Here is a 25,141-nt window from a genome sequence, read left to right on the forward strand (position 1 = left end):
TACAAATAGAGGCAGCAGAAATGCTGCCTCACTTTATTGTGAGCATCATCAGTAGTAAGTATCAATTTTCTTTTCTTTTTTATCAAAAGAAATGTCTATTCTTATAAAAGGGAATAAGTCTGCTATTCGTGTCTCTTCTTAATGGATTACTCCTTTAATAGCATTACGTAAGGCAACCTTTCTGGATAAAGGAGCGTAATATGATGGTTAAACTCACTCCTTGTATATTATGAGTCAAGAAAAAGGGGCAAAATGGTCCCTTTCCTATAGATGCATTGATTCCAAAAGGATTAGTGCTCTTTTATAATGAAAAAAATAAATACAATACATATTTACGAAAAATCAGGTGGTTCAAATATTTTAGTCAATAAATTAGAATTTTCTAAATCTGCATCAGGTTCTCCTTATACAGATACAAGCTATACAGCTAAAAAAGGGGGAAATATTCTTAAGAAATTTGGAAAAATCAAAACAAGAAAAGAATCATGTGCAAGAATACAATTGCGAATAAGCTTGACGTATCCTATAAAACAGGTCAACGTTTAATGAAAAAACTTGAAGACCTCGACATGATCCGCCAGGTACCTATGAAGAGAAAAAAGGATATGATGCACACAGCCAATGCCATCATTATTCAACCTGTGAAAGATGAAATGACCGGCAAGCCCCCTGTGAAAGAGTCCAGGAAGTGTCCGGCCATTAAAACAACTACCTCTTTCTTAAAACAAAATATTAAAAACAATAAACGTAAAACCGTCGCTCAATTCTCTCAAGTGGAAAACTTTCTAGAAAACCCTTTAAAACAAGCGAATTTTGTAGCCCGTTGGGTTCCGAGTGTATTTAGTAACCTAGTTGGTTCTTTCTACAAAAAAGCTGAAACTATACAGAAATTTTTGAAGGTTATTAAGTAATGTAATAGAGTGGTTGATTATTTTACTAACACTAGTAAACAGGAAATAGAAATCGGCACTAAAGCATTCAAGGAATTTGCGATGAAGGTTAAGAGTGGAGTTAAGATGCATAAAGGGCAATTTGCTTATTTAATGGAATTGTGAACAAGCATTTGAACGTTCGTTACTTTGATGCGGATTTTATGGACAATCTTAATTAATCTCAGAAAAGGTTTTTAACCGCCCAGAATATTTTATTCCTTTATTTAGTCTGATCAATTCTTTTCAAATTCTTTTTCTATTAAATATTTTTGCTGATTTTCTTAAGCAACTATCGGGGCAGGTTAGTGGAAAAAGAGAGATTATGATCTATCTCTCTTTTATGTGCATTTGACTCCTTATGCGAAAATTTTCTCTTTTTGTAGGATAAATTTCAAAAGAGTCTGGAATTATTTGTGTCGACTGGTAGAGCAATTCAGATACAGTTACACATTTATAGCCTCTATCGTATAAAAACCCCAAAATGTTATCTAATACAATAACTGTTTGAGAAGTCTGAGTAAATTCACTACCATGCCAATCATGAAATAGAATGATATTACCTGGTTTTACTCCTTTTGTTATATAATTATAAATTTGACTTGCAGGTGGGTTTGCCCAATCACGAGAGTCCTGATCCCATGACCATAAAACGACATCTTTTTTGTTTTTTAAAGCAGTATTAATAATTAAATCATTATAAAAACCACCTACAGGGCGGTAAAGAGTCGTTTTTAAACCAACCGTCTTCTGTATAATTTTATCTGTTTCTTCTATTTCTGATGATAGTTTTGCTGATGTAATATTTCCGTATATATGATGATAAGTATGATTGGCAATTTCGTGTCCTTCTTTTACTTCCCGTTTTAATAGCTCAGGAAATCTTATTACTTTATTACCAGCTACAAAAAAGGTCGCTTTAGCATCATATTTAGCTAATATATCAAGTATTTGTGAGGTAAGAAACGGATGAGGTCCATCATCAAAAGTAATGGCAACTAATTTTTCCTTTGTGTTAACTTCCCAAATAACATGTCCAGTTTTTTCATATTCCTCACGACTTTTAGTGGATGCGGACACATTTATTTGAAAGAAAAAAAAAGGAAATAATAAAAGAAAGATAAAAAACAATATTTTTTTCATTTGACACACTCCTCATTTAACGACTTAGTTTATGATGCCCTTATTAAAAATTTTAATGAAAAACACGAAGTGATTGGCAGTATTTAGGGTGTTGCTGAGGCAGCCTTCTAATATCAGTGTTGATCATGGCAATACCCATATATTTATCTCAACAATCCATGTACACGGAAATTGCAGAATTGTTAATGTTAGTACCGATATCTATTGGAGCTGCATTTTTTATACGGCTAGTTTGTTTTCTTCCTTTCCTAAATCTTATCTATGCTGCGTATAGCTTTTTATTAGGAAATATAATTAACTTTGGAAAGTTGAAGCAGATAAAACACGAAATAGAAAATACCTATAGTGAGTTTAGTAAAAAAACGGGTTTGCCTAGAACGTATTGTGATACATCAACATTAAATAGGTTTGCCTATTATTTGGACCACTTTTTAGCAGACAACCTAAAAGAATGTGCGCAAATGCTGGATAAAGAAAGAAAGCATAATCAAATGATGAATAAATTAGAAGATATTCATGAAGAAGCTGCGGCTGCGGCGGACTTGGTGGAACGTAACGGAGATCTACATCGCTATTATAAATAATTACTGATGTTTAACCATGCTATTCTTTAGTCTGGTTTCTTTTTTCATCTTAATTCAACAACACACTTTATCAGAGACTTTTAATAAAATAGCCCCTACTCAAAACGAGTAAGGGCTATGGATTATACTGCAAACAATTCAGTGAAAGTAGCTTCACCTGCCTTCTTATCTGCAGGTATCTTTTTAGCTTTCTGGAATTTAGATAATGCTAATTCAGTATCTTTTCCGAAGATAGAGTCAAGTGAGCCAGGGTTATATCCTTCGGTATAAAGTGCCGCCTGTTCTTCCATTGAGCGATAACCTGCGCTGATTTGAGCGTAAATCCCTTCTTTATAAGCACGCTTAATCATTTCTAAAGCAGAAGCTTTAACAACTGAATTCATACCAGAACCCATATTTTTAAAACTATCCAATAACGTTTGCAATGCTACTGTCATTTTCCATCGTCTTCTTTTTAAATTTTTGAGGCAACAAAAAAACGCCCTAAGGCGTTTCATCATTTCCCTAAATCATTAGATGTTTTAAATGCAAAATACTTCTGCACTATTTTGTAATAACCATAAACTATTAAATAGGCCAGTAAATAACTGACTGACTGCAGACCAATATATATTCCATCCATTTCTGTATTCTAATTTGCCAAGTAGGACAATTACAAATTCAAAGAAATTTGTACCTAATGTAAAAACCAGAAAGTTTGTAATAACAGTCATCTTTTCAAAATGGATGCTGGCTATAAATAAGCAACACGCTATAGGATAAAATCCTATATCATATAAAATTGCAACAAGTTCCTTATCCATCTTCCAAAAGTAAGCAAATCCAATTCCATTTATTAGAAAACTTGTCGCTGAACCAATTGGATAAAAAATAATGAAAAGCCTTGTTTGATTTCTTAACAAATATAACCCTAGGACCCAAGGAAGTATAAAACCAACAATAATATGGAAAAGCATACTTCACTCCTTCCTCACTTTATAAGCATATTAGATATCTTGCCCCGTTAATTTTACAAAGTATACAATAAACCTTTAACAGGCATTAAATAAAAAGCCACCCGATGGGCAGTTATCTCGCACCTGCATATTGATTCAATGTAATTCCAAGAAGAAAGGTTTTATTTTTTGCCCCTTTTTCTTTTTTGAAACCTTCTAGCATTCAGGGGATGGTCGTACATATGGTCAAATGACAATTGAAACGGCCATTCTTGCTACTCCTTCAACCATATCTGATTTCGAGCCTCCGGAAGAAAAAAAATATGAAATATACATTTCCGATGAACAACATGAAATTGAAGATACTGAAGAGATCATTGATAAGGTACCTAATTTTCATTTAACGGAAGTAGGGAACGCTGAAACCATGGGGATAATATCCGGTACTGTAACGAGCTGGAATGGCTCATATGGAACGGAAAGCAGTGGCAGGAGGATAGCAAAAGGAATATTTGAAGCTCTTGCCTTGCTGCCAAAACGCTTAGAGGGCTATACCAGGAGTCAAAAACGGAAGAAGACAGATATCGTGCAAAACAATTAAATGATTGGGCAAAAAAGTGTGAGAAGCGTGCCATTCGAATAAATAGCATCTTGGATGTAAGACCCATGGTTTCTATAAAAAAGAAAGACCTGGACGCTTATAAATTTCTTTTTAATTGTGATAATGTAGTCATTGACCTGAAGACAGGGGAATTAAGCCCTCATGATAGGGATTTGCTCTTTAAAGATTTCTCCAATCGAATATAAGAAGGATGCAAAATATCCGAACTGGATTAGATTCTTAGAAAGACTCATTGAATTTCTTCAGAAAGCCATTGGATATTTATTTACTGGTGTAACAAAGGAACAAATTATGTTTTTCCTTTCGGTAATGGTCGAAATGGTATATCAACATTCATAAATAAAATCCAGGATCTACTTGGGGATTACGGCAGGCAGACAAACAGTGACACTTTCTTAAAAAAGAAAAATACACCCTTTTCACCACAATAAAAAAACCCTGACACCAGAGGTGCCAAGGGTTTGAGATATTAATACATGGACATATATTGTTCGCGTTCCCATGGGTGAACTTGTGTTCTAAACATGTACTTACCGTTAATTTAATGTCATTCTTTCTTAAAAATACCTATTTATAAGGGTTCACTTGTATTTATCTATCAAAATAAATCATAATAACTCAAGCATTATCGGGCATTTATCGGGTGATTTTCGGGCAGAATTTTAGTGAACTATTCACCTTTTTTAATAAAACAAAATAAAAAAGCAAAGCGTGTTTAAGTCGTGTTGGTAGCACTTCTTAAACCGTCCGCCTACTCTGTGTAGGCAAACACTTGCTGTACCCATAGAGTAGCTTAATACATTATGGGTTTCTTCACAACGGTTTGCTAATCAATGGTGAATCGTTGCTTTTTTGTTTCCAAAGAGGAGACAAAGTTTATGAAGAAGCGTATTGATGTAATTTCAAATGAAGAAGCATATAACCATCTATCATCATTCATTGAAAGAGAAGAAATGAATAAAACAGTCCGTGTATACAGAGATACTATTCGTATGTCTATTAAGCGTACTGATGTATATGACAGACTTATCGCAATACTAGAAGTTCTTAAACGTCATAGCTGCAAGCAAATAGGTGTGAGCTACATGTGTAAAATTACAATTGCAGCTAAGCTTGAAGTTTCTTATAAAACCGTCCAACGTTTAATGAAAAAACTTGAAGTCCTCGGCATGATCCGCCAGGTACCTATGAAGAGAAAAAAGGATATGATGCAAACAGCTAACGCCATTATTATTCAACCTGTGAAAGATGAAATGTAAAAAAGATTGCTGAGCAACTTCTTCTTTTACTTGGTCTTATTATCTATGGGGCAGAAGGAAATAGGATATCGAGTAAAGGCATTGCAGAGAATATAAAAAGTTTCACGGTAACGCATACGCCTATAACTCTAGTAATTTTCATAAAATTAACTTTTTGTAGCCAATAACACACTAGAAATAATCCAATGACAACATTAGGAAGGAGATTGTTTCTGGAAGATAAAACGACTTGGAACATTGAGACTAAAATAATAACACCAGCGACAATAAATATGTAGTTTTTTACTCATTTTCCCTCCAAAAGGTTAAATTTCACTTCCCGCACTCCATTTTTGCAAACAATTCCAATTGCTGTGTAAATTTCATCATTCTACTGGTAAAAAATAAACATCGTTATTTAACAGAGCCAAGAAAATAAGAATTTAAGCTTCTTCAGTATTTTCATGACATTTCAAAGAATTAAAAAAAGCTGCGAACTGGATTCGTAGCTTTAATTTGAATATCTAGTTATTTGGAAAATCCTTGTTTTCTCTCCCTTTTCTGCTTGGTTATTAACTGCTTTAGGTTCATCTGGTTGTAATTCATTATTTTTCAATATATCTTTGAAGAACTTCAAAATTTTCACATTGATATCCCTTTTGTTTTCAATTCTAACACCGATTCTTCATGTCTTCTATGGCTTTCATGACATTTGCATATGTCTCAATCATTGAAAAATTGATGCCTTCATTTATAACTTGTGTTGCTAAATCAGGGCGAATGCCAGTAAAAACTACGTGCATTCCTAACAAATGAAGAATATCGTAAACCCTAAACAAATGGCTTGCAACGTTTGTATCGATGGTCACAATACCAGAGAAATCAATAATAAGACACTTAATATTTAATCGAGGAATACCCGGTAAAACCTTATTCAAGAAATATTCAACCCTATAAGAATCTACTTCTCCAATCAATGGGAGAATAGCAATCCCGTCTTGAATTGGAACAATGGGAGCTGATAATTCATTGATGGCTTTTTGCTGTTTGTTTATTTCTCTTTCTCTTTTATCGAGCAGAGTATCTTTTTCACGTTCGAAGGCAAGTATTGTTTCTGTAACACTGATGTCAAGCATATGACTAACTGTTTTATTTAAAGTCACTGTGTCTTCTACAGAAAGCTTATGTTCTATTGCAATTTTAGTCATTTGTTCTATAAAACCTAAACGAATAGAAGGATAGCGTCCTATCATGCCTGAAATTCTTCCTTTTAAAGCTGCTTGTCGCTCTCCATTTTCTTTGCTCATTTCAATAAAACGCTGTGGAACTCTATTTTCACCTAGCGTAATGGTTTCAGCCAAAAATTCTATAAAATCGATGTAAACATCATTATAATACTTCCTCTCTGCTTCGGGAAAATCAACACCTAACCTTCGAATAATATCATCAACGATTTTTTTAGCTAATGTTTCAGAGTTATCAATGAGGTATTTTGCTATCATCAAAAAGGAATTCATTTTACCACGTCCTTGTCATTGATATTATGATTTATTTAAATGGAATAAAGCTTGTTATCTTTAATGTAACTTTTTAAGTGTAGGTAGTCTACAATGTTTGCTTAATTAATATGTTTATTACAAAAATATTAACAAAAAACGCCTCTTTATGAAGCGTTTAGTCTTTGCTTAATTGGAAAAATCAATATATTGCCTTTAGATACTTCTTTAACTATAGTCTCTTAACTTCTTAAATATACTCAATGTCGAATTATAAATGAACTTATTCAAAATTCTTAAAATTAAAGGAATTTAAACCCAACTATATTATAAATGTGATTCACCTTCTTAAATGGAAACAAAGCCCCTCTCAATAAGAGAAGGGATTTTTCTTTTTAACTGTTTTTCCAAAAGATATTTTTTCCATGGTAATATAACTGGATAAAGGAATATATAGAAAGTACTTGCTAGTCATCTCTTTCACTTTAGCGTAAATAGTGGAACGTGGAACGCCAGTCATTTTAGCTATATCATTAACGCTTAAACCGTTAGATTCTCTTTCATCATACAGCTTTAACGCCTTTTTAACGTCCTTCTCGTCCTTCCCTTTACGTAGAGACCGTTATTGCATACGAATCAGCTACTAAACTATGGGACATCTACACGACCGTACCCAAGCACATAAAAAGGCTAAAAAACGACTATATAGAGTCGTTTTCCGATGTGGAAAAGGATGCCGAGGGAAAACTATTAGCTTACGTTTAAAGGTCGGGAAATTGTCTTATAGCTACGTTTTTAACAGATGATATGAAGGGAAGGAAGCAACATGGCTGCTGGAACTAAGAAACGTATGATGATACAGTTTCAAAAACGGTTTAAACAAACGTCAGGTACACGCTAGAAGAAAGCGTATGAGGAATATAAAATTAAATAAAGACCCAATCATACACATTTCCCCATTCATAAGATATGGAAAAAAGGTGTGTTAGACTATGGGCCGCGATTGGCGTCTAAATGAATTTGGTTTCCGTAATCCTCCTCATCATGTTTTCCTTCACCATTACCTTCACCATTTTAGTCCTTACCTTCACCATGTTAATCCTTACCTTCACCATGTTAATCCTTACCATTTTAATCCTCACTTTTACCATTTTAGTCCTCACTTTTACCATGTTAACCCTTATTATTAAGACGTAAGAGGTAAAGCCATCTTTTTTAAGGTGGCTTTTTGTGTGGATTGGTTTAAAAAGTGGAATTAGTAACCCACCAAAAGTATGGAAAGCGAGTTGCGAATTTTTAAAAAAGGGAATGAGTATTCCAAATTAGTAAAAAACACAACCACCTCTTCGACACATCAAATCGGCAATACAATAACCCAGCAAGCAAAAATTAAGTTGCGTAGAATCGCCCTCAGCAACACAAATCAGGCTAGTTTTCCCTGTCCTAATTCGGTTTCTTGAAATGAAATGGTTCCTGTACTTTTGCCATTAGCCGAGCGTTTAGGTCATGGCAGTATGCAAATCACAGCAGATGTTTACTCACATATTAGTAAAAAAATTGAACATGACACAATGGATAAATTCGAGGAGCATATGAAAAATGTCCTTGAATAATTTTTTAAAGTTTTTTCCGGGCATTTATCGGGCAGTTTATAACTTCATAAGATTTTATGAATAAATGCCCGAAATAAAAAAAACCCTGACACCAAAGGTGCCAAGGGTTTGAGATATTAATACATGGACATATATTGTTCGCGTTCCCATGGGTGTACTTGTGTTCTAAACATATCCCACTCGATTTCTTTTGCTTCGATGAAGTGTTCAAGTAAATGTTCACCTAATGCTTCTTTGATGACTTCATCAGATTTTAATGTTTCCAATGCAGCATATAAAGTAGCTGGTAGATCAACGATACCTACTTCTTCACGTTCTTCTTTATTCATAACATAGATGTTGCGGTCAACTGGAGCCGGTGGAGTCAAGTCGTTCTTTATACCGTCAAGACCAGCTTTTAGTAGAACTGCAAGTGCCAAGTATGGGTTTGCTGCTGGATCGACACTACGTACCTCAACGCGAGTACTTATTCCGCGTGATGCTGGGATACGGATTAATGGGCTACGGTTTTTAGCGGACCATGCAACATAACAAGGGGCTTCGTAACCAGGAACTAGACGTTTGTATGAGTTAACAGTTGGGTTTGTTACCGCAGTGAAGCTTGGAGCATGCTTAATGATACCTGCGATAAATTGCTCAGCTGTTTTGCTTAGTTCCAATTTACCTTCTTTATCATAAAATGCGTTTTCTTTGCCTTTGAATAAAGAGACGTTACAGTGCATACCAGATCCGTTAACACCGAACAATGGTTTTGGCATGAATGTCGCGTGTAAACCATGTTTGCGGGCAATCGTCTTAACAACCAATTTAAATGTTTGGATGTTATCACAAGCTGAGATCGCATCTGCATATTTAAAGTCAATTTCATGTTGTCCCGGAGCTACTTCATGGTGGGATGCTTCGATTTCAAATCCCATTTCTTCAAGCTCAAGAACGATATCACGACGGCAGTTTTCTCCTAGGTCAGTAGGTGCAAGGTCAAAGTATCCGCCTTTATCGTTCAATTCCAGCGTCGGCTCGCCTGCTGCATCCAGTTTGAATAGGAAGAATTCAGGTTCAGGTCCAAGATTGAAATCTGTGAAGCCCATTTCTCTTGCTTCTGCAAGAACACGTTTTAGGTTAGCACGTGGATCTCCATCAAAAGGTGTGCCATCCGTATTGTAAATATCACAGATTAAACGTGCCACTTTACCTTTTTCGGAAGTCCAAGGGAAGATAACCCATGTGTTTAAATCAGGATATAGGTACATATCAGACTCTTCGATACGAACGAAGCCTTCAATGGAAGATCCGTCAAACATCATTTTATTATCAAGTGCTTTTTCTAATTGACTGACTGGGATTTCAACGTTTTTAATTGTCCCTAAAATGTCAGTAAACTGTAAACGAATGTACTTAACATTTTCTTCTTTCGCTAAACGAGTGATGTCTTCACGTGTGAACTTTGCCAATTTCTATTCCCCCTAATAATTCTTAAATCATATTTTTTATTGGAAAAAACGGGACATATCCCCTTGTCTAAGAGATGTTCGATGCTTGCTTCCTTGTAAAAGCTCGGAACGCAGAAGCTTTCGGAGCTCCTCGTCACTAAGGTCATGCCTTATTTTTTCCGCTTGTTCTAATTCTTGAGTTTTAGGTAAATTCTGTTCCTTTACAGTGAAAATCTTTTTAATGCCGGCCAGATTGACTCCTTGTTCGATTAAATCTTTAATCTCAAGCAGCCGATCGATATCATTTAATGAAAAAACCCGACGATTTCCATCTGTTCTCATAGGAGTAATAAGTTGATGCTCTTCGTAATACCGAATTTGGCGTGCAGACAACTCAGTTAACTGCATGACGATTCCGATGGAAAAAAGAGGCATCGAACGCCGAATGTTGTTGCCGCTCATTCTTAGCATCCTCCTTTTGTTTATCTTAAAGTAATCTTATATCATGTTATTAAACTTGTCAATATGATGTTACATTTTATAACGTGAATTTTTTCAGAAAAATTAAACGATTTGTTACTACACAAATATTTCGACTATTGTTTTTACTGGAATCCAATTGTATCTGGATTCCCATTACCTGCCTAATTAAATTTCATTTACAATTGAATCAGCTTTTTGTCCATTAGCGCATTCACAGCAGTCAATACAGCTATTTTAACATGGGCGTATGTCAATCCGCCTTGAACGTAGGCAACATACGGAGCCCTTGTGGGACCATCTGCCGTCAGTTCAATGCTGGCCCCCTGTATAAAGGTGCCTGCAGCCATGATTACATCGTCCTCATATCCCGGCATATAAGCAGGATATGGTGTCACATGTGAATTGATTGGTGATGCATATTGGATGGCCTGACAGAAGGCAACCATCTTATCCCGGTCATCAAATTGAACGGATTGAATCAAGTCAGTTCGCTTCGCATCCCATTTTGGGGATGTATTCATACCGAGCTTTTCTAAAAAGGCAGCTGTGAACATGGCTCCTTTAACAGCTTGGCCCACTACATGCGGTGCAAGGAAGAATCCTTGGTACATTTCCTGCAGACTATAAAGCGACGCACCTGCTTCAGCCCCTATTCCTGGTGATGTTAACCGATAAGAGCAAGCTTCAACCAGGTCCTTTTTACCAACAATGTATCCACCGGTTTTCACTATCCCGCCGCCTGGATTTTTAATGAGTGAACCAGCCATTAAATCCGCTCCGACATGACATGGTTCTTGTGTCTCAACAAACTCTCCATAACAATTGTCCACGAACACGACGATTTCGGGGTTAATGTCTTTGACAAAGGAAATCATTTCCTTTATTTCATCGATCGTAAAGGAAGGACGTGTAGCATACCCTTTTGATCGCTGTATGCCGACCATCTTCGTATTTGGTTGAATGGCTTGTTTGACGGCTTCGAAATCAACGCTTCCAGTTTCCGCTAACGGAACGGCCTTATAGCTGATCTGAAAATCACGTAAAGATCCGATGCCCGTTCCCCGGATACCGACGATTTCTTCCAAAGTATCATACGGCTTTCCAGTTATGTATAACAATTCATCCCCTGGGCGCAATATGCCAAAAAGAGCGGTGGAGATGGCGTGTGTGCCTGATATAATTTGGGGGCGCACCAATCCAGCTTCCGCTCCAAAAACATCTGCGTATATCAATTCCAGCGTATCGCGGCCCATATCATCGTATCCATACCCTGTAGTAGGGTTGAAATGGGAATCACTCACTTTATGTGCTTGATAACTTTGTAATACGCGGAATTGATTTTCTTCAATTCTTTCGTCCACTTGCTTATGTAATGGAGAAATCATCGCTTCCACTTCCTGTGCAATGTTTTTCAACACTTCTCCATTTGTTAACTGCTGATACATCAAAATTCCCCTTTATAATGAATATTTCTCCAGCTGCCCGGTTATTGGATGATCAGCTAGACAAAAACCTTTGCATTCATATCTTTCCGATTCTTCATTAAAGGAGAGAGTGCGCAATATGGTTTCATTTTTCAGCTGTGATAATAGTTTACCCTCACTCGATGGCAGGAAAACATGATAAGGGATCATTTCTTCAATCACGTTCTTTTCAATTTCTTCCATGATTTCATTCAGATCCGATTGTTCATATGCACTGACCATTAATGAAGCACGACTGACTGACCTAACAAAATCAGCGTGAACCTTATCTTTCTTATTATACAATGTTAGCTGTGGAATGGAAGGGACATCTAAGTCATTTAGCAAATCCTGCACCGTTTTCTGATGATTAAAGTAATCTGTACTTGAAGAATCCACCACATGAAGCAATAGATCCGCTTCTTTCACTTCTTCCAGGGTCGAGCGGAATGCGGCTATTAAAGATGTCGGCAAATCTTGAATGAAGCCAACCGTATCCGTCAGCAGCACGGTAAATCCGCTAGGAAGAATCGCCTTTCGTGTCATGGGATCAAGTGTAGCGAATAACTGGTTCTCTTCGTAAGAATCCGCCTCCGTCAAACGGTTGAACAGTGTTGATTTACCTGCATTCGTGTATCCCACAAGGGCTATTTGAAAGGTCTTATTACGTTTCCTTCTGTCACGATAGCGTTCACGATGCTTCACTATGCCGCTTAATTGTTGCTTGATTTCATCTATTTTCCCACGAATGTGGCGGCGGTCACTTTCCAGCTTCGTCTCACCTGGTCCCCTGGTGCCGATTCCGCCGCCCAGCCTGGACATTGCCGTCCCCTGTCCGACCAAACGCGGCAATAAATATTGGAGCTGAGCAAGTTCGACTTGCAGCTTCCCCTCCCTGGATCGCGCCCGCTGAGCGAATATATCCAATATTAGCTGTGTCCGGTCAATGATCCTTGCCTCCAATTGCTTTGAAAGGTTCCGGATTTGGCTCGGGGAAAGTTCATCATTAAAGATAAATAAATCCGGCTCAAGTTCCTCTTCCAGATTCCGAAGTTCCTCCACTTTTCCTTTTCCTATATATGTAGCTGGATCGACGCTTTCCCTTTTCTGGGTGATGGTCATTAAAACCTCACCATTCGCCGTCTTCGCCAGTGAAGCCAGTTCATCAAGTGAATATTCAAAACGTTCATTAGTCTCAGTTGTTTGACACCCAATCAAAACGGCCTTTTCCTTTGTTGCTTCTTCCAAAACATGCACCACCTTCGGGTAGATTTCAGTTAATCATAACAAAAAAATGGATTATATAAAAATTTCCTGAAAACGTAGCTTTTAACCGTTTTAAAAATTCCGATAACATGCTAAAATCATATTGGCTTTATCATCAAAATCAAAAGACATAGAGGGACATTCATATGACATGGGAAGTATTAAGCTTCATAGGTACGATTGCATTCGCTATTAGCGGGACCATCATCGCCATGGAAGAAGAGTATGATATTTTAGGAGTTTATATTTTAGGAATAATAACCGCCTTTGGCGGAGGAGCAATCCGCAATCTGCTGATTGGTGTCCCCGTTTCGGCGTTATGGGATCAAAGTTTCTATTTTGTCATCGCTTTAATATCCATCACCATCGTTTTTGTTTTTCCTACAAACCTTTCAAAGCACTGGGATAGATGGGGAAACTTCAGTGATGCCATTGGCCTTTCAGCCTTTGCCATCCAAGGGGCGATGTATGCTGTGGAACTTAATCATCCATTAAGCGCCATCATTGTATCAGCTGCACTAACCGGATGCGGCGGCGGAATACTCCGTGACGTACTGGCCGGCAGAAAGCCATTGGTCTTCAGAAAAGAAATCTACGCAGTATGGGCCATCATTGCAGGCTTGGCCTTAGGGAGTGGTATATTATCCCAGTCATGGCAGCTTTATTCGCTTTTTGCCGTCATCACGATTTTGCGAGTCCTTTCCTACACCAACAATTGGCATCTCCCTAATAAAAAATGGGTGCCTAAAACATAAATTTGAAAAGCCCGCCATCTTGGTGGGCTTTTCCATGTCATTCTTTTTCATCATCCTCGAAAACCAAATCTTGGCTGGTAAGCGTCAGTAAATCGGATTTTTCAAATGAATCCTCCAGTAAAAGCCGCATTGCCTGGGCCCTAATTGACTTTTCAAGTACATTGCGGATATAACGTCCGTTTGAAAATGAAATAGGTCCCCGATATGAACGCAATATGATTAAATGTTCTTTTAATTTCCTTTCGGCATCCCGATTCATTAGATATTCTTTTTCCTGCAGCATCCGATCGGCTATTTCCATTAACTGTTCAATCGTATAATCCGGAAAATCAATAACAAGCGGGAATCTGGAATGAAGTCCGGGATTTAGGCTGAGGAAATAATCCATTTCCCTCGAATATCCAGCAAGGATCAAAATGAATTCGTGCTGCCGATCCTCCATATGCTTAACAAGGGTATCTATGGCTTCTTTGCCAAAATCCTTTTCGCCGCCTCTTCCCAAGGAATAGGCTTCATCAATAAATAAAATCCCGCCAATGGCCTTTTTAATTAAATCCCTTGTTTTTTGAGCAGTATGACCAATGTATTCCCCGACCAAATCTGCCCTCTCCGCTTCAATTAAATGCCCTTTCGATAGTACATTCATTTTTTGAAACAACTTACCGATCAAACGCGCAACCGTTGTTTTCCCCGTTCCGGGATTTCCCTTAAACATCATATGCAGTGCTTGCCTGCCAGTCTTCAGCCCTTTTGCTTCACGTTGTTTATTGATGTAAATCCATGCATATATCTCTTTTATCATCTTTTTCATTTCTTCCATCCCGACCAGCGATTTCAGCTCATCTTCAATCTCTTTCAATGCCACATGCTGGTGGGGGATTTCCTGCACCAAAATTTCTTTTATCGGCAGTTCCTTTTGTAGCGCTTTTCTGTTTTCCGCATTAAACACAATATTGATTTGCCCGTTATTTTTCATACGGATCGGTTGTTCCAATGCATTCACCTCTCCATCTTGGACCCTTACTCTAATTCCGCAAATTTTCATTCGATTTATGATGGTTACAACTAACCCATCGGAAAATTCGATTATTTAAGCCGTTTTCCCTTCCTGAAAAGCGACTTATTCTGACAGAATTCTTTCCTTGGAGGATATGTTACGACAATCTCCATTCCCATTCACCAATTTATATAGGGGAATGTCATTTCCTGCGGTTTCCCGGAAAATAATCCGTCCCTTGATATATATTCAAAACAGGTACGTAAAATTATCGATTCTTTTAAAAAGAACAGCGAAATGCACGCAAAAAAAAACAGGTCGCTATAAGCAAAACCTGTTTTTTACATACATTTATATGATTATTCCTTCACTTCGTAATCAATCTGAACATTACGTTGTGGAGCAAATGTAGAGATCGCATGTTTATAGACTAATTGCTGTTTGCCCTCCGACTCAAATAAAACGGTAAAATTATCGAACCCTTTCACTTGTCCTCTAATCTGGAACCCGTTTAATAAAAATACCGTCACATACGTACCATCTTTCCGTAATTGATTAAGAAACTGATCTTGAATATTTACTGATTGTTTCATGAACTAGTCCTCCTCTTTTCTCTCTAAATTTATGTATTCGCCTTCACTGAAAAGCTTTCCTGCTATAAATCCAGATATTTCATGTATTTTTTTTGGAATACCCTCGAGATCGGTCATATCAAACCAATTTACATCCATTTTATTCCGAAACCAGGTCAATTGCCTTTTTGCATAACGACGGGAGTTTTGCTTTAGTGTCTCAACCGCTTCATCCAATGAAGCCATATCATCAAAATAATCGTAGATTTCTTTATAGCCTATAGCCTGGATCGATTGACAATCTCTCAGGCCTTTTTCATGAAATGACTCCACTTCTTGAATCAGCCCTTCTTCTACCATGACATCAACACGTTGATCGATGCGTTGATATAACTTTTCACGTTCCATTGTCAACCCAATGATGCACGTATCATATTTCAATTCTGTAGGCTGTTCATTCAGCTGTTCACTCATCGTTTTACCGGTACAATGAAAAATCTCAAGGGCCCTGATCACCCTTCTTACATTATTAGGATGAATCCGATTCGCACTTTCCGGATCAACGCTGCGTAATTGTTCAAAAACGGGATCAATTCCTGCCTCCCTTACCTGTTTTTCGAGTTCCTCCCTATAAACAGGGTCGGATGGCGCCTCCGAAAATTGATAATCATAAATGACCGATTGTATGTATAATCCTGTTCCACCGACGATAATGGGGAGTTTACCTCTGCTTTGGATATCCTCAATACAAGCATTTGCCCGCTCTTGGAACTCTGCCGCACTAAATGGTTCATCCGGGTCTTTAATATCAAGTAAATAATGTGGAATTCCTTCTGTTTCTTCCCTCTTGATTTTAGCAGTCCCAATATCCATCCCTTTATAAACCTGCATGGAGTCTCCGCTAATAATTTCACCATTAAATAACTTTGCCATCTCAATGCTCATCTTTGTCTTCCCAACTGCAGTCGGTCCAATGATCACGAGAAGTTTGCCTTTTTGTTGTTTCACAATCTCACTGCCTTAATTGATTTTTTCCCTATCTTATCATAATCTCGAAGAAAGCAGCTAAACATCTACCCATTATGTCCAATTCAGGTACTTTTATTCAACTTTTCATCTTTATAACTCTTGGATAGTCAGAGTGTAAAATACCAAAAATGCATTTGAAGCTCATAGCTCCATTTACGGAACTGTGGAAAAATGAATCCCCTTCTCCTGATAGCAGGGGTTTCTAATTCCGATAATTGAATCATGCCTTTTTATCAATTCTCAATTTTGTATTTTTCCATTTACGGGTATGATCATCGTAACGGCCGTTTCTTCTTCCGAGGAATGTACATGAATCTCTCCATCATATCTGTTCACTAAGTCTTTAACGATGAACAATCCTTGTCCGCGAACTTTGCCCTTTTGTGCCTTTTTGGTTGAAAATCCGCTGGTGAATATATTCTCCAGATCTAATTCCGAAATCATTGGTCCGGTGTTCGTTACCATAAACGTATACTTTTCAACATCGGCTTTACATGCTATATTCATTCGGCGTTCTTGTTCTGGCAATTCAATCGTTGCCTCAATCGCATTGTCTATAACATTTGATAATAATTTTATCAAATCAGTTGTTTTGACCCGATTGAAGGATTCGGGTGATACATCGATTTCAATATCGATGTTATAATTCTGGGCCGAGAGCCTTTTCGTCTCTAACAGGACAGATAATCCCGGATGACTCACATCCAATTTCATCGATTCAATCGAATGCACTTCTTTTGAAAGACCTGATAAGTATTCGAGTGCTTTTGCGTTCTCCTCTAATTTAAGCAGTCCATGTATCACCTGTATATGATTGGAAAAATCATGCCTTAATGAGCGGACTGAAGCAATGAGCGATTGAAATTCCGATTGATACGTATCTTCCGTATCCCCCACTTCACGTGTCAGTTCCTTTTGATACCATTTTTGAATGACAAAAAAGGTAACCAGCAGCATGATAACAAATCCACCATTATAAACAAGAATGGCAATGCTGCTTTTCATTACCTTGCCGTTAATGGCATTAATATCCTCTGCGCTCACATCAATGCCTAAAAAACCAATAATGTCTCCATCTTGATTTTTCATTGGCACTCCCACAGTCAAATACTCACCGTATTCGGGATCTTCTAGAATCCCGGTAATGAAGCTTTTGCCTTCATAACCCTGTTTGACCTGCTCCGGCGGAACAGTACATGCACCACCGATAGGAAAATCCCCTGTATGATCTTTTGAAAATCCAGTAATCATGCACTTGGATACTCTCGGATTATCAATCAAAATGGTATAAACATATAATGCTCCTATTTTTTCTCGGGCATCCTCTAAGTATGCTTTTATATCCGTATATTCCCGGCTCTTTACTTGGTTATTGAGAAATCGCTGATAAGCCTCCATATCCATCGAGTCGGCTATAGATCTAGCGGCTACCAAGTTTTGATTAGCAACGGATTTTTGCACAGAATTTTTAATGCTTAAATATGTTGAAAACATATTTAAAAAAATGAAAACAATCAATAAAAGGATGGTCAAATAAAGAAATGCCCTTAACTTTTTATTTTTCATAGGATTAAACTTACCTCATCTCTAGCAGCTAAAAGTTAACGAACCTATTCTGAGTTTACTATATAAAGTGACAAAGAAATAGAGAAAAATCTAATATTCTCTGTAATCCCGGGCATATAATACTATAATTAATCAAATAATTAACAGTTTATCCACTATTTTTTGATCATCTAACTTTTTATATTTTAATCTAAACCACCCTAACTATTAATAATTTCTATTAAATCAATTTATTTCCATATAAATAATTATATCAGTATAATTTCGTATATAAAAATGAGGGAAATCATGGTTGGATGTTCGATGTTTTCACTTCAAATAAATAATTTTACCCTTTATATGAAAATATTACAAGAATCTACCTGTAAAATCACACCATAATTCATATGATTTGTGCAAAATAGCGAATCACGCCTTTTTCAATAGTACATAATCACTAATTCCTCATTAATGAAAACGCCAGTTCAATGAGGAGATCTCCTGAATAAAAAAAATGAATCAGAGCCTGATCCCCTGATTCCATTTACATTTGATAGCTTTTATTTAATCGAATGGATGACTGCCCGCTCATACATCTTTTTAGTTACTTGATAATAGAGCAGTTGAAAAAGAAAATACGTTGTGATGACGATGGCCGAATAGACAAACAAATTGGATCCCAATAAATTGCTTAATGCCACGTAGGCGACTATGGCATGAATCATTCCTATCAGAAAAGGAGCGAAAAAGAGAATCCGTATTTCCGCACTTAAAATTTGCCGTATTTCTTTTTTTGTCAGGCCCAATCGATGAAGGGCGTGAATTTGAATTTTTTTATCTTCTAAATTCGTAAAAACTCGCAGATACATCATGCTTCCTTGGACGATAAAGAATAATAAACTGACAAACAATCCGATAAAAAGTATCAAAATGCTCCCCTGTTTCATTTCTTGATAAATCGGAGCTCTTGTTTGCAATTGATTATGGTCAGGATTATTAGACATTTTTTCGATTTTAGCAGCTGTTCCCATTGATTCTTCCCAATCCTTAACTTCATACCCTCGTACTCTTACCTTCTCTTTTAAAGGTACATGAGCAGTGATTTCATGATACAGGTGATCATCGACCACCATCAGGGTGGTTGCTGATTTTATGGGAGCGACTATCGATTGATTGCGCTGACCAACCATTGTTACCTGTATGGTTTGTTTACCATAGTAAAGCTCCTTTTGCTCCCCCTTTTGGACGAATTGATAGTCAAGTCCTCCATAAGGAAAAATGTATAAGGCTTCTCTTCCAGATAGCTTTGCTGGATCAATTTTTCGCAATGCAGCCGCATTGTTATAATCACTTTCCGAGATTAATAATGACAAATTTTCATTGGATTCTCCCGTTCTCATATGAGGTACCATATGGGAAATGGGCACACCAGTCATATTAACTTCGTAAAGGATCTTGAATCCATCTTCCTTTAATATTTTCTCCACTGCGGATGGTTCAATAACGGAATAAATGGAAGCGTCATTTTCAACCCATCCAATTGATTGCGGAATATTATCCATCCCTTGCTTTTTTAAATCTGCACTGAACATGAAAAGTGTTCCTGCAGCTGTCAAAATCACGGCTGTAATGATCGAGGTCAAAAAGAATAATCTAGAATAGTCCTTAATATTAAATATCAGATTTGTTTGCGTGATTAAATTCGTTCCGCCATATAAGCTTTTCTTCTTCCGGTAAAGCCTGCTGCAAAAAGCGACAATACTTTGGCTGAATAAAAAATAAGTGCCGATCAGTACGAAGAATAAAATGGGCATCACTCGAATATAAGAATTGTTCAACGACATAGTGCCTGCCAAATAATAAGAAACGCTTAAGCAAACTGCTGATAAAGCAATTAACCACTTTGAAACGAAGGGCGTCTTTTTTGGTTTTTGTTTATCTTTTAGTAAATCGGCCACCTCCGCATTTCCAATGTGGAATAAAGAAAGGAGCGATAATAGCTGAAATAGCAAGATGAAACCGACAATCGTATAAACAAAGGCCTCAGGGACAAAGACAAACGAAATTGGCTGCTCTGCAGCTAATAACCAAGAAACTGCCATCAAAAATAACTTTGAGAACAAAAATCCCAACCCTACTCCTATCAGGATAGATATGAGGGAAACTATCGTTTGCTCCAGGTAAATCAGCTTTCTTAATTGGGATTTGGACATTCCAAGCAGTGTCAGCAGCCCGAACTCTTTTTTTCGCGGATGTATAAATGCGGCATTCGAATAAGCGATAAAGAAAACTGAAAATATGATGATCACTATTTCAGCTGCAATGAGCCCCTTACTAATTAACTGTCCCCCAGGGATATTCGCCTGGACCACATCTGGATGAAAAATAAATGATGCGTAAATAAAAAAGATGGAGACCGAAAGGACAATACTGAAAAAATAAGCTAGATAACGTTGTGCATTTCCTTGGATATTTCTCTTAGCGAGAAGTCGGATGTTCATGAAAGACTCCTCCCAAAACGCTTAACGTATCTAAAATCCTTTGGTGGAAGCTCTGTCTTTCCCCTCCGCTGTGAACCTCCGAAAAGAACTTGCCATCCTTTATGAATAAAATCCGGTCACAGAAGCTGGCGGCAGTCGGGTCATGAGTGACCATGAGGATGGTTGCTCCCTTTTTTTCCTGAAGTGTCGTGAGGGTATCCATTACCTGCTTGGCGGATTTGGAATCCAAATTACCAGTAGGTTCATCCGCTAAAATAATGGAAGGCTCATGAATCATCGCTCTTGCACAAGCCGTTCGTTGCTGCTGACCTCCGGAAATTTCATAAGTCCGCTTTTCTAAAATCCCTTCTATACCAAGAAGGCGCGCCAACTGATTTACCCTGTTTTCCATTTCCTCCAATTTATAATGATCTAAAGCTAAAGGAAGGAGGATATTTTCTCGAACGGTAAGTGTATCAAGAAGGTTGAAGTCTTGAAAAACAAATCCAATTTCCCTCCTGCGAAACAAAGCCAGGTCTTGATTGTTTAATTCATTAGGATTTTGATCATTTAGAATGACTTTCCCTGTGGTGGGCTTATCAATCGTGGCCATTAAGTTAAGCAGAGTGGTTTTCCCGCTGCCTGATGGACCCATCACCCCGACAAATTCCCCTTTCTGTACATTCATGGCAAAATTATGTAACGCTTTATGAAATAAATTCCCCTGCTTTTGAAAATAAGTTTTCGATAATTGTTCCGCTATTAAAATTGACATCCTTAATACCTCCCTTTCTTACCGTAAGTATAATGAATAAAGCGGGAGGCTCCCATCGAAGTTTATTACATATTCGTTTAGCACCCTTACAATTCTGTCACCTATCATGTAAGGTATTTGACTTAAAGAAAAATTCCACTGTAGTCCCTTCGGATACTATCGATCGAATCGTAACCCCATGCCCAAGTCTGTTAACGATTTCCTTCACTAGATATAATCCCATTCCAGTTGACTCTTGTTGGACTCGCCCGTTCTCTCCAGTAAAAAATGGATCAAACACTCTCTTTACATCATGCGGGACAATTCCAATTCCCTGATCTGTTATCCTGAGGAAAATCCCCGACTCTTTTTCCACAATGCTGAACGTTATGCTGTCATGCTTTTCCTGCTTTGAATACTTCAGTGCATTAAAGACCACCTGACTAATGGCGAAGTGGAACCACTTACGATCCGTATTCACAAAAACATTCTCAAGCTCCGTTTCAAGCCTGGGATAAATGAACCGTTTGATGAACTGTTTCTTTTCCTGGTTAATCACTTGCTTGACTAGATTAATTAAGTCAACACGCTCCGATTTTACATCCTCCGAAAAACGCTGCAGCCTTGCTCCATGCAATATAATTTCCAGCCCTCTGCGAAATCGATCATTTTCTTCTTCTATCCCTTTTAGATATTCCTTCATCGTCTCATCCGAAAATGCCCTGTTGCCTTCTTGAACCAGCAAGGAAATGACTGATACAGGAGTCTTCATTTGATGAACCCATTGATGAATCAACAGCTCATATTGCTCCTTCTGTTTGATTTGTTCTTGTAATTGTCCAATTGTTACCTGATTCATTTGTTGAAAAAGATCCATCCACAACGTTTGTTCATTTGACAGGGGGTCCCTAAAGGCTTCGACATATTCAAATGATAAGCTCGGTTCCTGCTTCATCCTTGCTAATTGATTAAGAAAACGGAAATGCCTTATATAATCGCCCGCTAAAAATAAAAGCATCATAAACAACGCCAGAATAATTAAATAAATAATATTTGAAACCGATAAGTGATTCCCCGCTTCCAAAACGGCTAGTGTATAAGCAATAATAAGCAGGCTTACCAATAGAACGGTATAAAATATAAAATAAAGACGGTCTCTCATAAAGGATTTCAGCTTCACTTTTCTTCACCATGCACTATTTTTAGCCGATATCCTTTTCCCCTAGAGGTTGTTATGGCATGCTTGACGCCGATATCCTCAAGCTTTTTCCGAACCCTAGTAACATTGACGGTCAATGTATTGTCATCAACAAATGAATCATCATTCCATAATGCTTCAAGCAAATCTTCGCGCGAGACAATCGTGTCATACTGTCGTAGTAAACAGCTCAATAATTTCAACTCATTTTGAGTTAACGTTACCTGATTGTCTTGAAATTCGATCATCGCTTTTTCCGTATAAAGCGTTAATCCATCCATTTCCTTAATATGTTGGTGGAATGAAGATATTTCCGCATATTCACCGTAAACCCTACGTAGGACACTCTTTATTTTCGCCAGTACCACTTCCAAATGAAACGGTTTTGTTAAATAATCATCTCCCCCATATTCAATGGCCATGACTTGGTTCATTTCATCTGTCCTTGCAGATATGAATATGATGGGAACCTTAGAAACCGTCCTTATTAGCCGGCACCAATGGAAACCATCATAATAGGGCAGATTAATATCCAATAAAACCAAATCTGGCTTTATCTCTTGGAACTCCGCAAAGACTTGATCCAGTTGCTTCACTTCAAAAACCTCATATCCATACCTTGTTAAGTAATTGACCAAGATTCCAGCTATTTTGGAATCGTCTTCAACCAATAATATTTTATACATCTTTTTCTCCTCATTAACATGACAATAAAAAACCTTGATTGGTATGAGCCAATCAAGGGGCTTACAATAAAATTAGTTTTCTTCCGGGATTTTCAATCCTTCAATGAAGGATTGAAAACTCGATGCAACTTTATAAATATTTTCATCCTGACTAGATGGATCCGAATACCAACCCTGATCCCAGAAGTAAACTCCCTTTTCCTCTTCGTTATCTATCAGCAAGATTTTACCTGCACATGTATCATTACCTATTATAATGCAATTCTTATGTAAGTCTTCCCTATTTTCTTCATGCCATTTCTGTAAATCCAGTTCTTTATCTTGAAGCTCTAATCCATAAAGTACATTTAAGCAAACGAGCGTGTCTAATCCATCTACATAAAACTTACTGTTTCGGACCGCAGTTGTTCCGCCATTATGCGTAAGGAGAAATTGTTGATAATCTGCTGGGATCTCAAAACCCACAAATTCCTGAAAATTACTCACTGCTTCTTGTGTCGCCTTGCCATATCCGGTAATATTAACCATTCTATCACTCCATTTCAGTTTATTGTAGTAAAATCAATTGATAATCTTATTCTATAAGGCTATTTCACTTGCTAATCGCTGCATATAAAATGGCCAGGTCCTACACTCCATTAATGGAGATCCTTTAATAATAAAATATTCAATATTTCTAAGAAAATAATACTTTTTTTAAATATATTAACATAATTTTACTTTCCTTTTCAGTATTTTCTGATATTTTTTTGACAATTTCGTTAAGAAAATAGCTATTTTATAAGGAGTTTTTGTCGAAAAATCGATAAATTGTATAATTCGAAAATAAATCAGGAGTTTTCGATGATATATCTCCATTTTCGAAGATATGTTCCCGATCTCGCAGATAAAAATATTATTCTATTAAAAAAGGCGCCCATTTCAAGGTTGGGCGCCTTTTTACAACTCAGATAATTTTATAGTCATCATAAGTAATTAATAACCTGCTCATAGAAACTGTCTCAGCACGTACCTTATTCTTATCACGACAATAAGCAATGATGGAACTATTGGGTATTTTAGCTGTACAATTCCATTTATTATATTTCTCATTGTACCTAGAGGATATTTCGATATTCTCACCACGGACCTTTAACATCCTGCGTTCTACCAAAGGCATCATCTCCAATTCCGATAATATTATTTACCCTAAATCAGATAAAATATTCTTGGTCTCCTTCAAGCATGGCATATTCAAAGATTATGGACATTGTAGTGTTCTATAGAATAGCCTTAATATTTTATCGGAATATTAAGATAAATCTCAAAACCCACCAAATAACTCTTATTTAAAACTATAAAATTATATTCGTATCACAAAAGAAATATTTGAAATTAAGAGATTAGAGTCGTATGATTAGTAGTATCGGCGGAAAACACATAAATCAAAATAATTGAGTTTAAAGGGGAATTAGATATGGTAGATGTAGTCACAAAACCTGAACATGAAACACTTAATATTTCTGCAAACCAAGAACAATTGGACATCCTAGATCAGCTTTTAAAGCCTGAGGTTCAGGAATCATTGAACACTTTAGTTGAGCAGTTACCAAAACTGACTGAGTTAGTGAATATTTTAACAAAGTCATATGATTTCGCTCAATCGGTTGCGACTGATGATGTCTTGAAAAATGATACGGTCAGCGCCATTTCGGAAATCGCTACACCTGTAGTGGGCTCAGTGAAAGGGCTTGCGGCTAATGCCATCGAAGCTAAGGATCGTGCTGAAGCCAATACTGATGTGATCGGTCTTTTTGGTCTGTTAAAAATGATGAAAGACCCGCAAGCACAAAAGCTTTTCCGTTTCGCCCAAGCTTTTCTTGAAGTCTCTTCAGAACGTAAAAACGAAAAATAATTTGATAAACTTTCAATCAGTAAGGACGG

22 protein-coding genes and 4 pseudogenes are annotated in these 25,141 nt (G+C 37.2%); 8 read left to right on the forward strand and 18 right to left on the reverse strand.

Annotated features, from left to right (window positions below):
- The first annotated feature begins 306 nt into the window (after positions 1-306).
- Both ACFVS1_RS12735 and ACFVS1_RS12740 read left to right on the forward strand, forming a co-directional pair.
- Positions 307-546: a hypothetical protein gene (locus ACFVS1_RS12735; RefSeq protein WP_387547868.1), complete on the forward strand. Its 240-nt coding sequence runs from the start codon at positions 307-309 to the stop codon at positions 544-546.
- Positions 546-911, forward strand: a complete 366-nt coding sequence (locus ACFVS1_RS12740) for a hypothetical protein (RefSeq protein WP_387547870.1) — start codon at positions 546-548, stop codon at positions 909-911. The genes ACFVS1_RS12735 and ACFVS1_RS12740 overlap by 1 nt, the downstream gene beginning before the upstream one ends.
- Before the next feature lie 348 nt (positions 912-1,259).
- Here ACFVS1_RS12740 and ACFVS1_RS12745 read toward each other — a convergent pair whose 3' ends face one another.
- Complete coding sequence (locus tag ACFVS1_RS12745; RefSeq protein WP_387547872.1) at positions 1,260-2,072, reverse strand: polysaccharide deacetylase family protein; 813 nt, start codon at positions 2,070-2,072, stop codon at positions 1,260-1,262.
- A gap of 185 nt (positions 2,073-2,257) precedes the next feature.
- Between ACFVS1_RS12745 and ACFVS1_RS12750 the strand changes: the two genes are divergently transcribed.
- Positions 2,258-2,656 carry a hypothetical protein gene (locus ACFVS1_RS12750; RefSeq protein ID WP_387547874.1) on the forward strand — a complete coding sequence of 133 codons (399 nt, stop codon included), beginning with the start codon at positions 2,258-2,260 and terminating at the stop codon, positions 2,654-2,656.
- A 122-nt stretch (positions 2,657-2,778) separates the two neighbouring features.
- Here ACFVS1_RS12750 and ACFVS1_RS12755 read toward each other — a convergent pair whose 3' ends face one another.
- Positions 2,779-3,093 carry a peptidoglycan-binding protein gene (locus ACFVS1_RS12755; protein WP_387547876.1) on the reverse strand — a complete coding sequence of 105 codons (315 nt, stop codon included), beginning with the start codon at positions 3,091-3,093 and terminating at the stop codon, positions 2,779-2,781.
- Positions 3,094-3,177: 84 nt separating this feature from the next.
- Complete coding sequence (locus ACFVS1_RS12760; RefSeq protein WP_387547879.1) at positions 3,178-3,612, reverse strand: hypothetical protein; 435 nt, start codon at positions 3,610-3,612, stop codon at positions 3,178-3,180.
- Positions 3,613-3,811: 199 nt separating this feature from the next.
- Here ACFVS1_RS12760 and ACFVS1_RS12765 point away from each other — a divergent pair.
- Both ACFVS1_RS12765 and ACFVS1_RS12770 read left to right on the forward strand, forming a co-directional pair.
- A pseudogene (locus ACFVS1_RS12765) lies at positions 3,812-4,623 on the forward strand (phage/plasmid primase, P4 family); the annotation flags it as partial.
- 468 nt (positions 4,624-5,091) lie between these two features.
- A pseudogene (locus ACFVS1_RS12770) lies at positions 5,092-5,469 on the forward strand (helix-turn-helix domain-containing protein); the annotation flags it as partial.
- Positions 5,470-6,122: 653 nt separating this feature from the next.
- Here the strand turns inward: ACFVS1_RS12770 and ACFVS1_RS12775 are convergent.
- Together ACFVS1_RS12775 and ACFVS1_RS12780 are read right to left on the reverse strand one after the other, a co-directional pair.
- Positions 6,123-6,968, reverse strand: coding sequence for an STAS domain-containing protein (locus tag ACFVS1_RS12775; RefSeq protein ID WP_387547882.1), 846 nt, complete (start codon positions 6,966-6,968; stop codon positions 6,123-6,125).
- Positions 6,969-7,419: 451 nt separating this feature from the next.
- Positions 7,420-7,560 (reverse strand): annotated as a pseudogene (locus ACFVS1_RS12780) (helix-turn-helix domain-containing protein); the annotation flags it as partial.
- Positions 7,561-8,434: 874 nt separating this feature from the next.
- Here ACFVS1_RS12780 and ACFVS1_RS26895 point away from each other — a divergent pair.
- A pseudogene (locus ACFVS1_RS26895) lies at positions 8,435-8,560 on the forward strand (site-specific integrase); the annotation flags it as partial.
- A 116-nt stretch (positions 8,561-8,676) separates the two neighbouring features.
- Here the strand turns inward: ACFVS1_RS26895 and glnA are convergent.
- The 4 genes from glnA to hflX all read right to left on the reverse strand — a co-directional run bounded on the left by glnA (position 8,677) and on the right by hflX (position 13,184).
- Positions 8,677-10,011, reverse strand: a complete 1,335-nt coding sequence (glnA, locus tag ACFVS1_RS12785) for a type I glutamate--ammonia ligase (protein WP_352921305.1) — start codon at positions 10,009-10,011, stop codon at positions 8,677-8,679.
- 36 nt (positions 10,012-10,047) lie between these two features.
- Positions 10,048-10,452, reverse strand: coding sequence for a MerR family transcriptional regulator (locus ACFVS1_RS12790; protein WP_101226049.1), 405 nt, complete (start codon positions 10,450-10,452; stop codon positions 10,048-10,050).
- Between the two features lie 197 nt (positions 10,453-10,649).
- On the reverse strand, positions 10,650-11,918 hold the full coding sequence (locus tag ACFVS1_RS12795) for a methionine gamma-lyase family protein (protein ID WP_387547885.1): 1,269 nt from the start codon (positions 11,916-11,918) through the stop codon (positions 10,650-10,652).
- 12 nt (positions 11,919-11,930) lie between these two features.
- Positions 11,931-13,184, reverse strand: coding sequence for a GTPase HflX (gene hflX, locus ACFVS1_RS12800; RefSeq protein WP_387547888.1), 1,254 nt, complete (start codon positions 13,182-13,184; stop codon positions 11,931-11,933).
- Positions 13,185-13,348: 164 nt separating this feature from the next.
- On the opposite strand from hflX, the gene ACFVS1_RS12805 reads away from it, so the two are divergent.
- Positions 13,349-13,957, forward strand: a complete 609-nt coding sequence (locus tag ACFVS1_RS12805) for a trimeric intracellular cation channel family protein (RefSeq protein ID WP_352921309.1) — start codon at positions 13,349-13,351, stop codon at positions 13,955-13,957.
- A gap of 37 nt (positions 13,958-13,994) precedes the next feature.
- On the opposite strand, the gene spoVK is transcribed toward ACFVS1_RS12805, so the two are convergent.
- The 9 genes from spoVK to ACFVS1_RS12850 form a co-directional block, all read right to left on the reverse strand.
- A complete protein-coding gene (spoVK, locus tag ACFVS1_RS12810) occupies positions 13,995-14,951 on the reverse strand; it encodes a stage V sporulation protein K (protein WP_352921311.1) in 957 nt (318 codons plus the stop codon).
- 362 nt (positions 14,952-15,313) lie between these two features.
- The gene (hfq, locus tag ACFVS1_RS12815; protein WP_034313436.1) at positions 15,314-15,547 is read right to left on the reverse strand and encodes an RNA chaperone Hfq; all 234 of its coding nucleotides are present in this window, start codon (positions 15,545-15,547) and stop codon (positions 15,314-15,316) included.
- A 3-nt stretch (positions 15,548-15,550) separates the two neighbouring features.
- Positions 15,551-16,471, reverse strand: a complete 921-nt coding sequence (miaA, locus tag ACFVS1_RS12820) for a tRNA (adenosine(37)-N6)-dimethylallyltransferase MiaA (RefSeq protein WP_387549342.1) — start codon at positions 16,469-16,471, stop codon at positions 15,551-15,553.
- Between the two features lie 324 nt (positions 16,472-16,795).
- On the reverse strand, positions 16,796-18,121 hold the full coding sequence (locus ACFVS1_RS12825) for a sensor histidine kinase (RefSeq protein ID WP_352921314.1): 1,326 nt from the start codon (positions 18,119-18,121) through the stop codon (positions 16,796-16,798).
- A 539-nt stretch (positions 18,122-18,660) separates the two neighbouring features.
- Positions 18,661-20,601 (reverse strand): FtsX-like permease family protein, encoded by a 1,941-nt coding sequence (locus tag ACFVS1_RS12830; protein WP_387547891.1) that lies wholly within the window; start codon positions 20,599-20,601, stop codon positions 18,661-18,663.
- Complete coding sequence (locus ACFVS1_RS12835; protein WP_352921318.1) at positions 20,579-21,355, reverse strand: ABC transporter ATP-binding protein; 777 nt, start codon at positions 21,353-21,355, stop codon at positions 20,579-20,581. The genes ACFVS1_RS12830 and ACFVS1_RS12835 overlap by 23 nt, the downstream gene beginning before the upstream one ends.
- 97 nt (positions 21,356-21,452) lie before the next feature.
- Positions 21,453-22,514 (reverse strand): sensor histidine kinase, encoded by a 1,062-nt coding sequence (locus ACFVS1_RS12840; RefSeq protein ID WP_387547894.1) that lies wholly within the window; start codon positions 22,512-22,514, stop codon positions 21,453-21,455.
- On the reverse strand, positions 22,511-23,218 hold the full coding sequence (locus ACFVS1_RS12845; protein ID WP_387547896.1) for a response regulator transcription factor: 708 nt from the start codon (positions 23,216-23,218) through the stop codon (positions 22,511-22,513). The genes ACFVS1_RS12840 and ACFVS1_RS12845 overlap by 4 nt, the downstream gene beginning before the upstream one ends.
- A 72-nt stretch (positions 23,219-23,290) precedes the next feature.
- Complete coding sequence (locus tag ACFVS1_RS12850; protein ID WP_352921323.1) at positions 23,291-23,746, reverse strand: SMI1/KNR4 family protein; 456 nt, start codon at positions 23,744-23,746, stop codon at positions 23,291-23,293.
- 928 nt (positions 23,747-24,674) lie between these two features.
- On the opposite strand from ACFVS1_RS12850, the gene ACFVS1_RS12855 reads away from it, so the two are divergent.
- Positions 24,675-25,112, forward strand: a complete 438-nt coding sequence (locus tag ACFVS1_RS12855; protein WP_352921325.1) for a helical membrane plugin domain-containing protein — start codon at positions 24,675-24,677, stop codon at positions 25,110-25,112.
- Positions 25,113-25,141 lie beyond the last annotated feature (29 nt).

Source organism: Peribacillus sp. NPDC058075 (assembly GCF_042885195.1).
GTDB lineage: Bacteria > Bacillota > Bacilli > Bacillales > DSM-1321 > Peribacillus.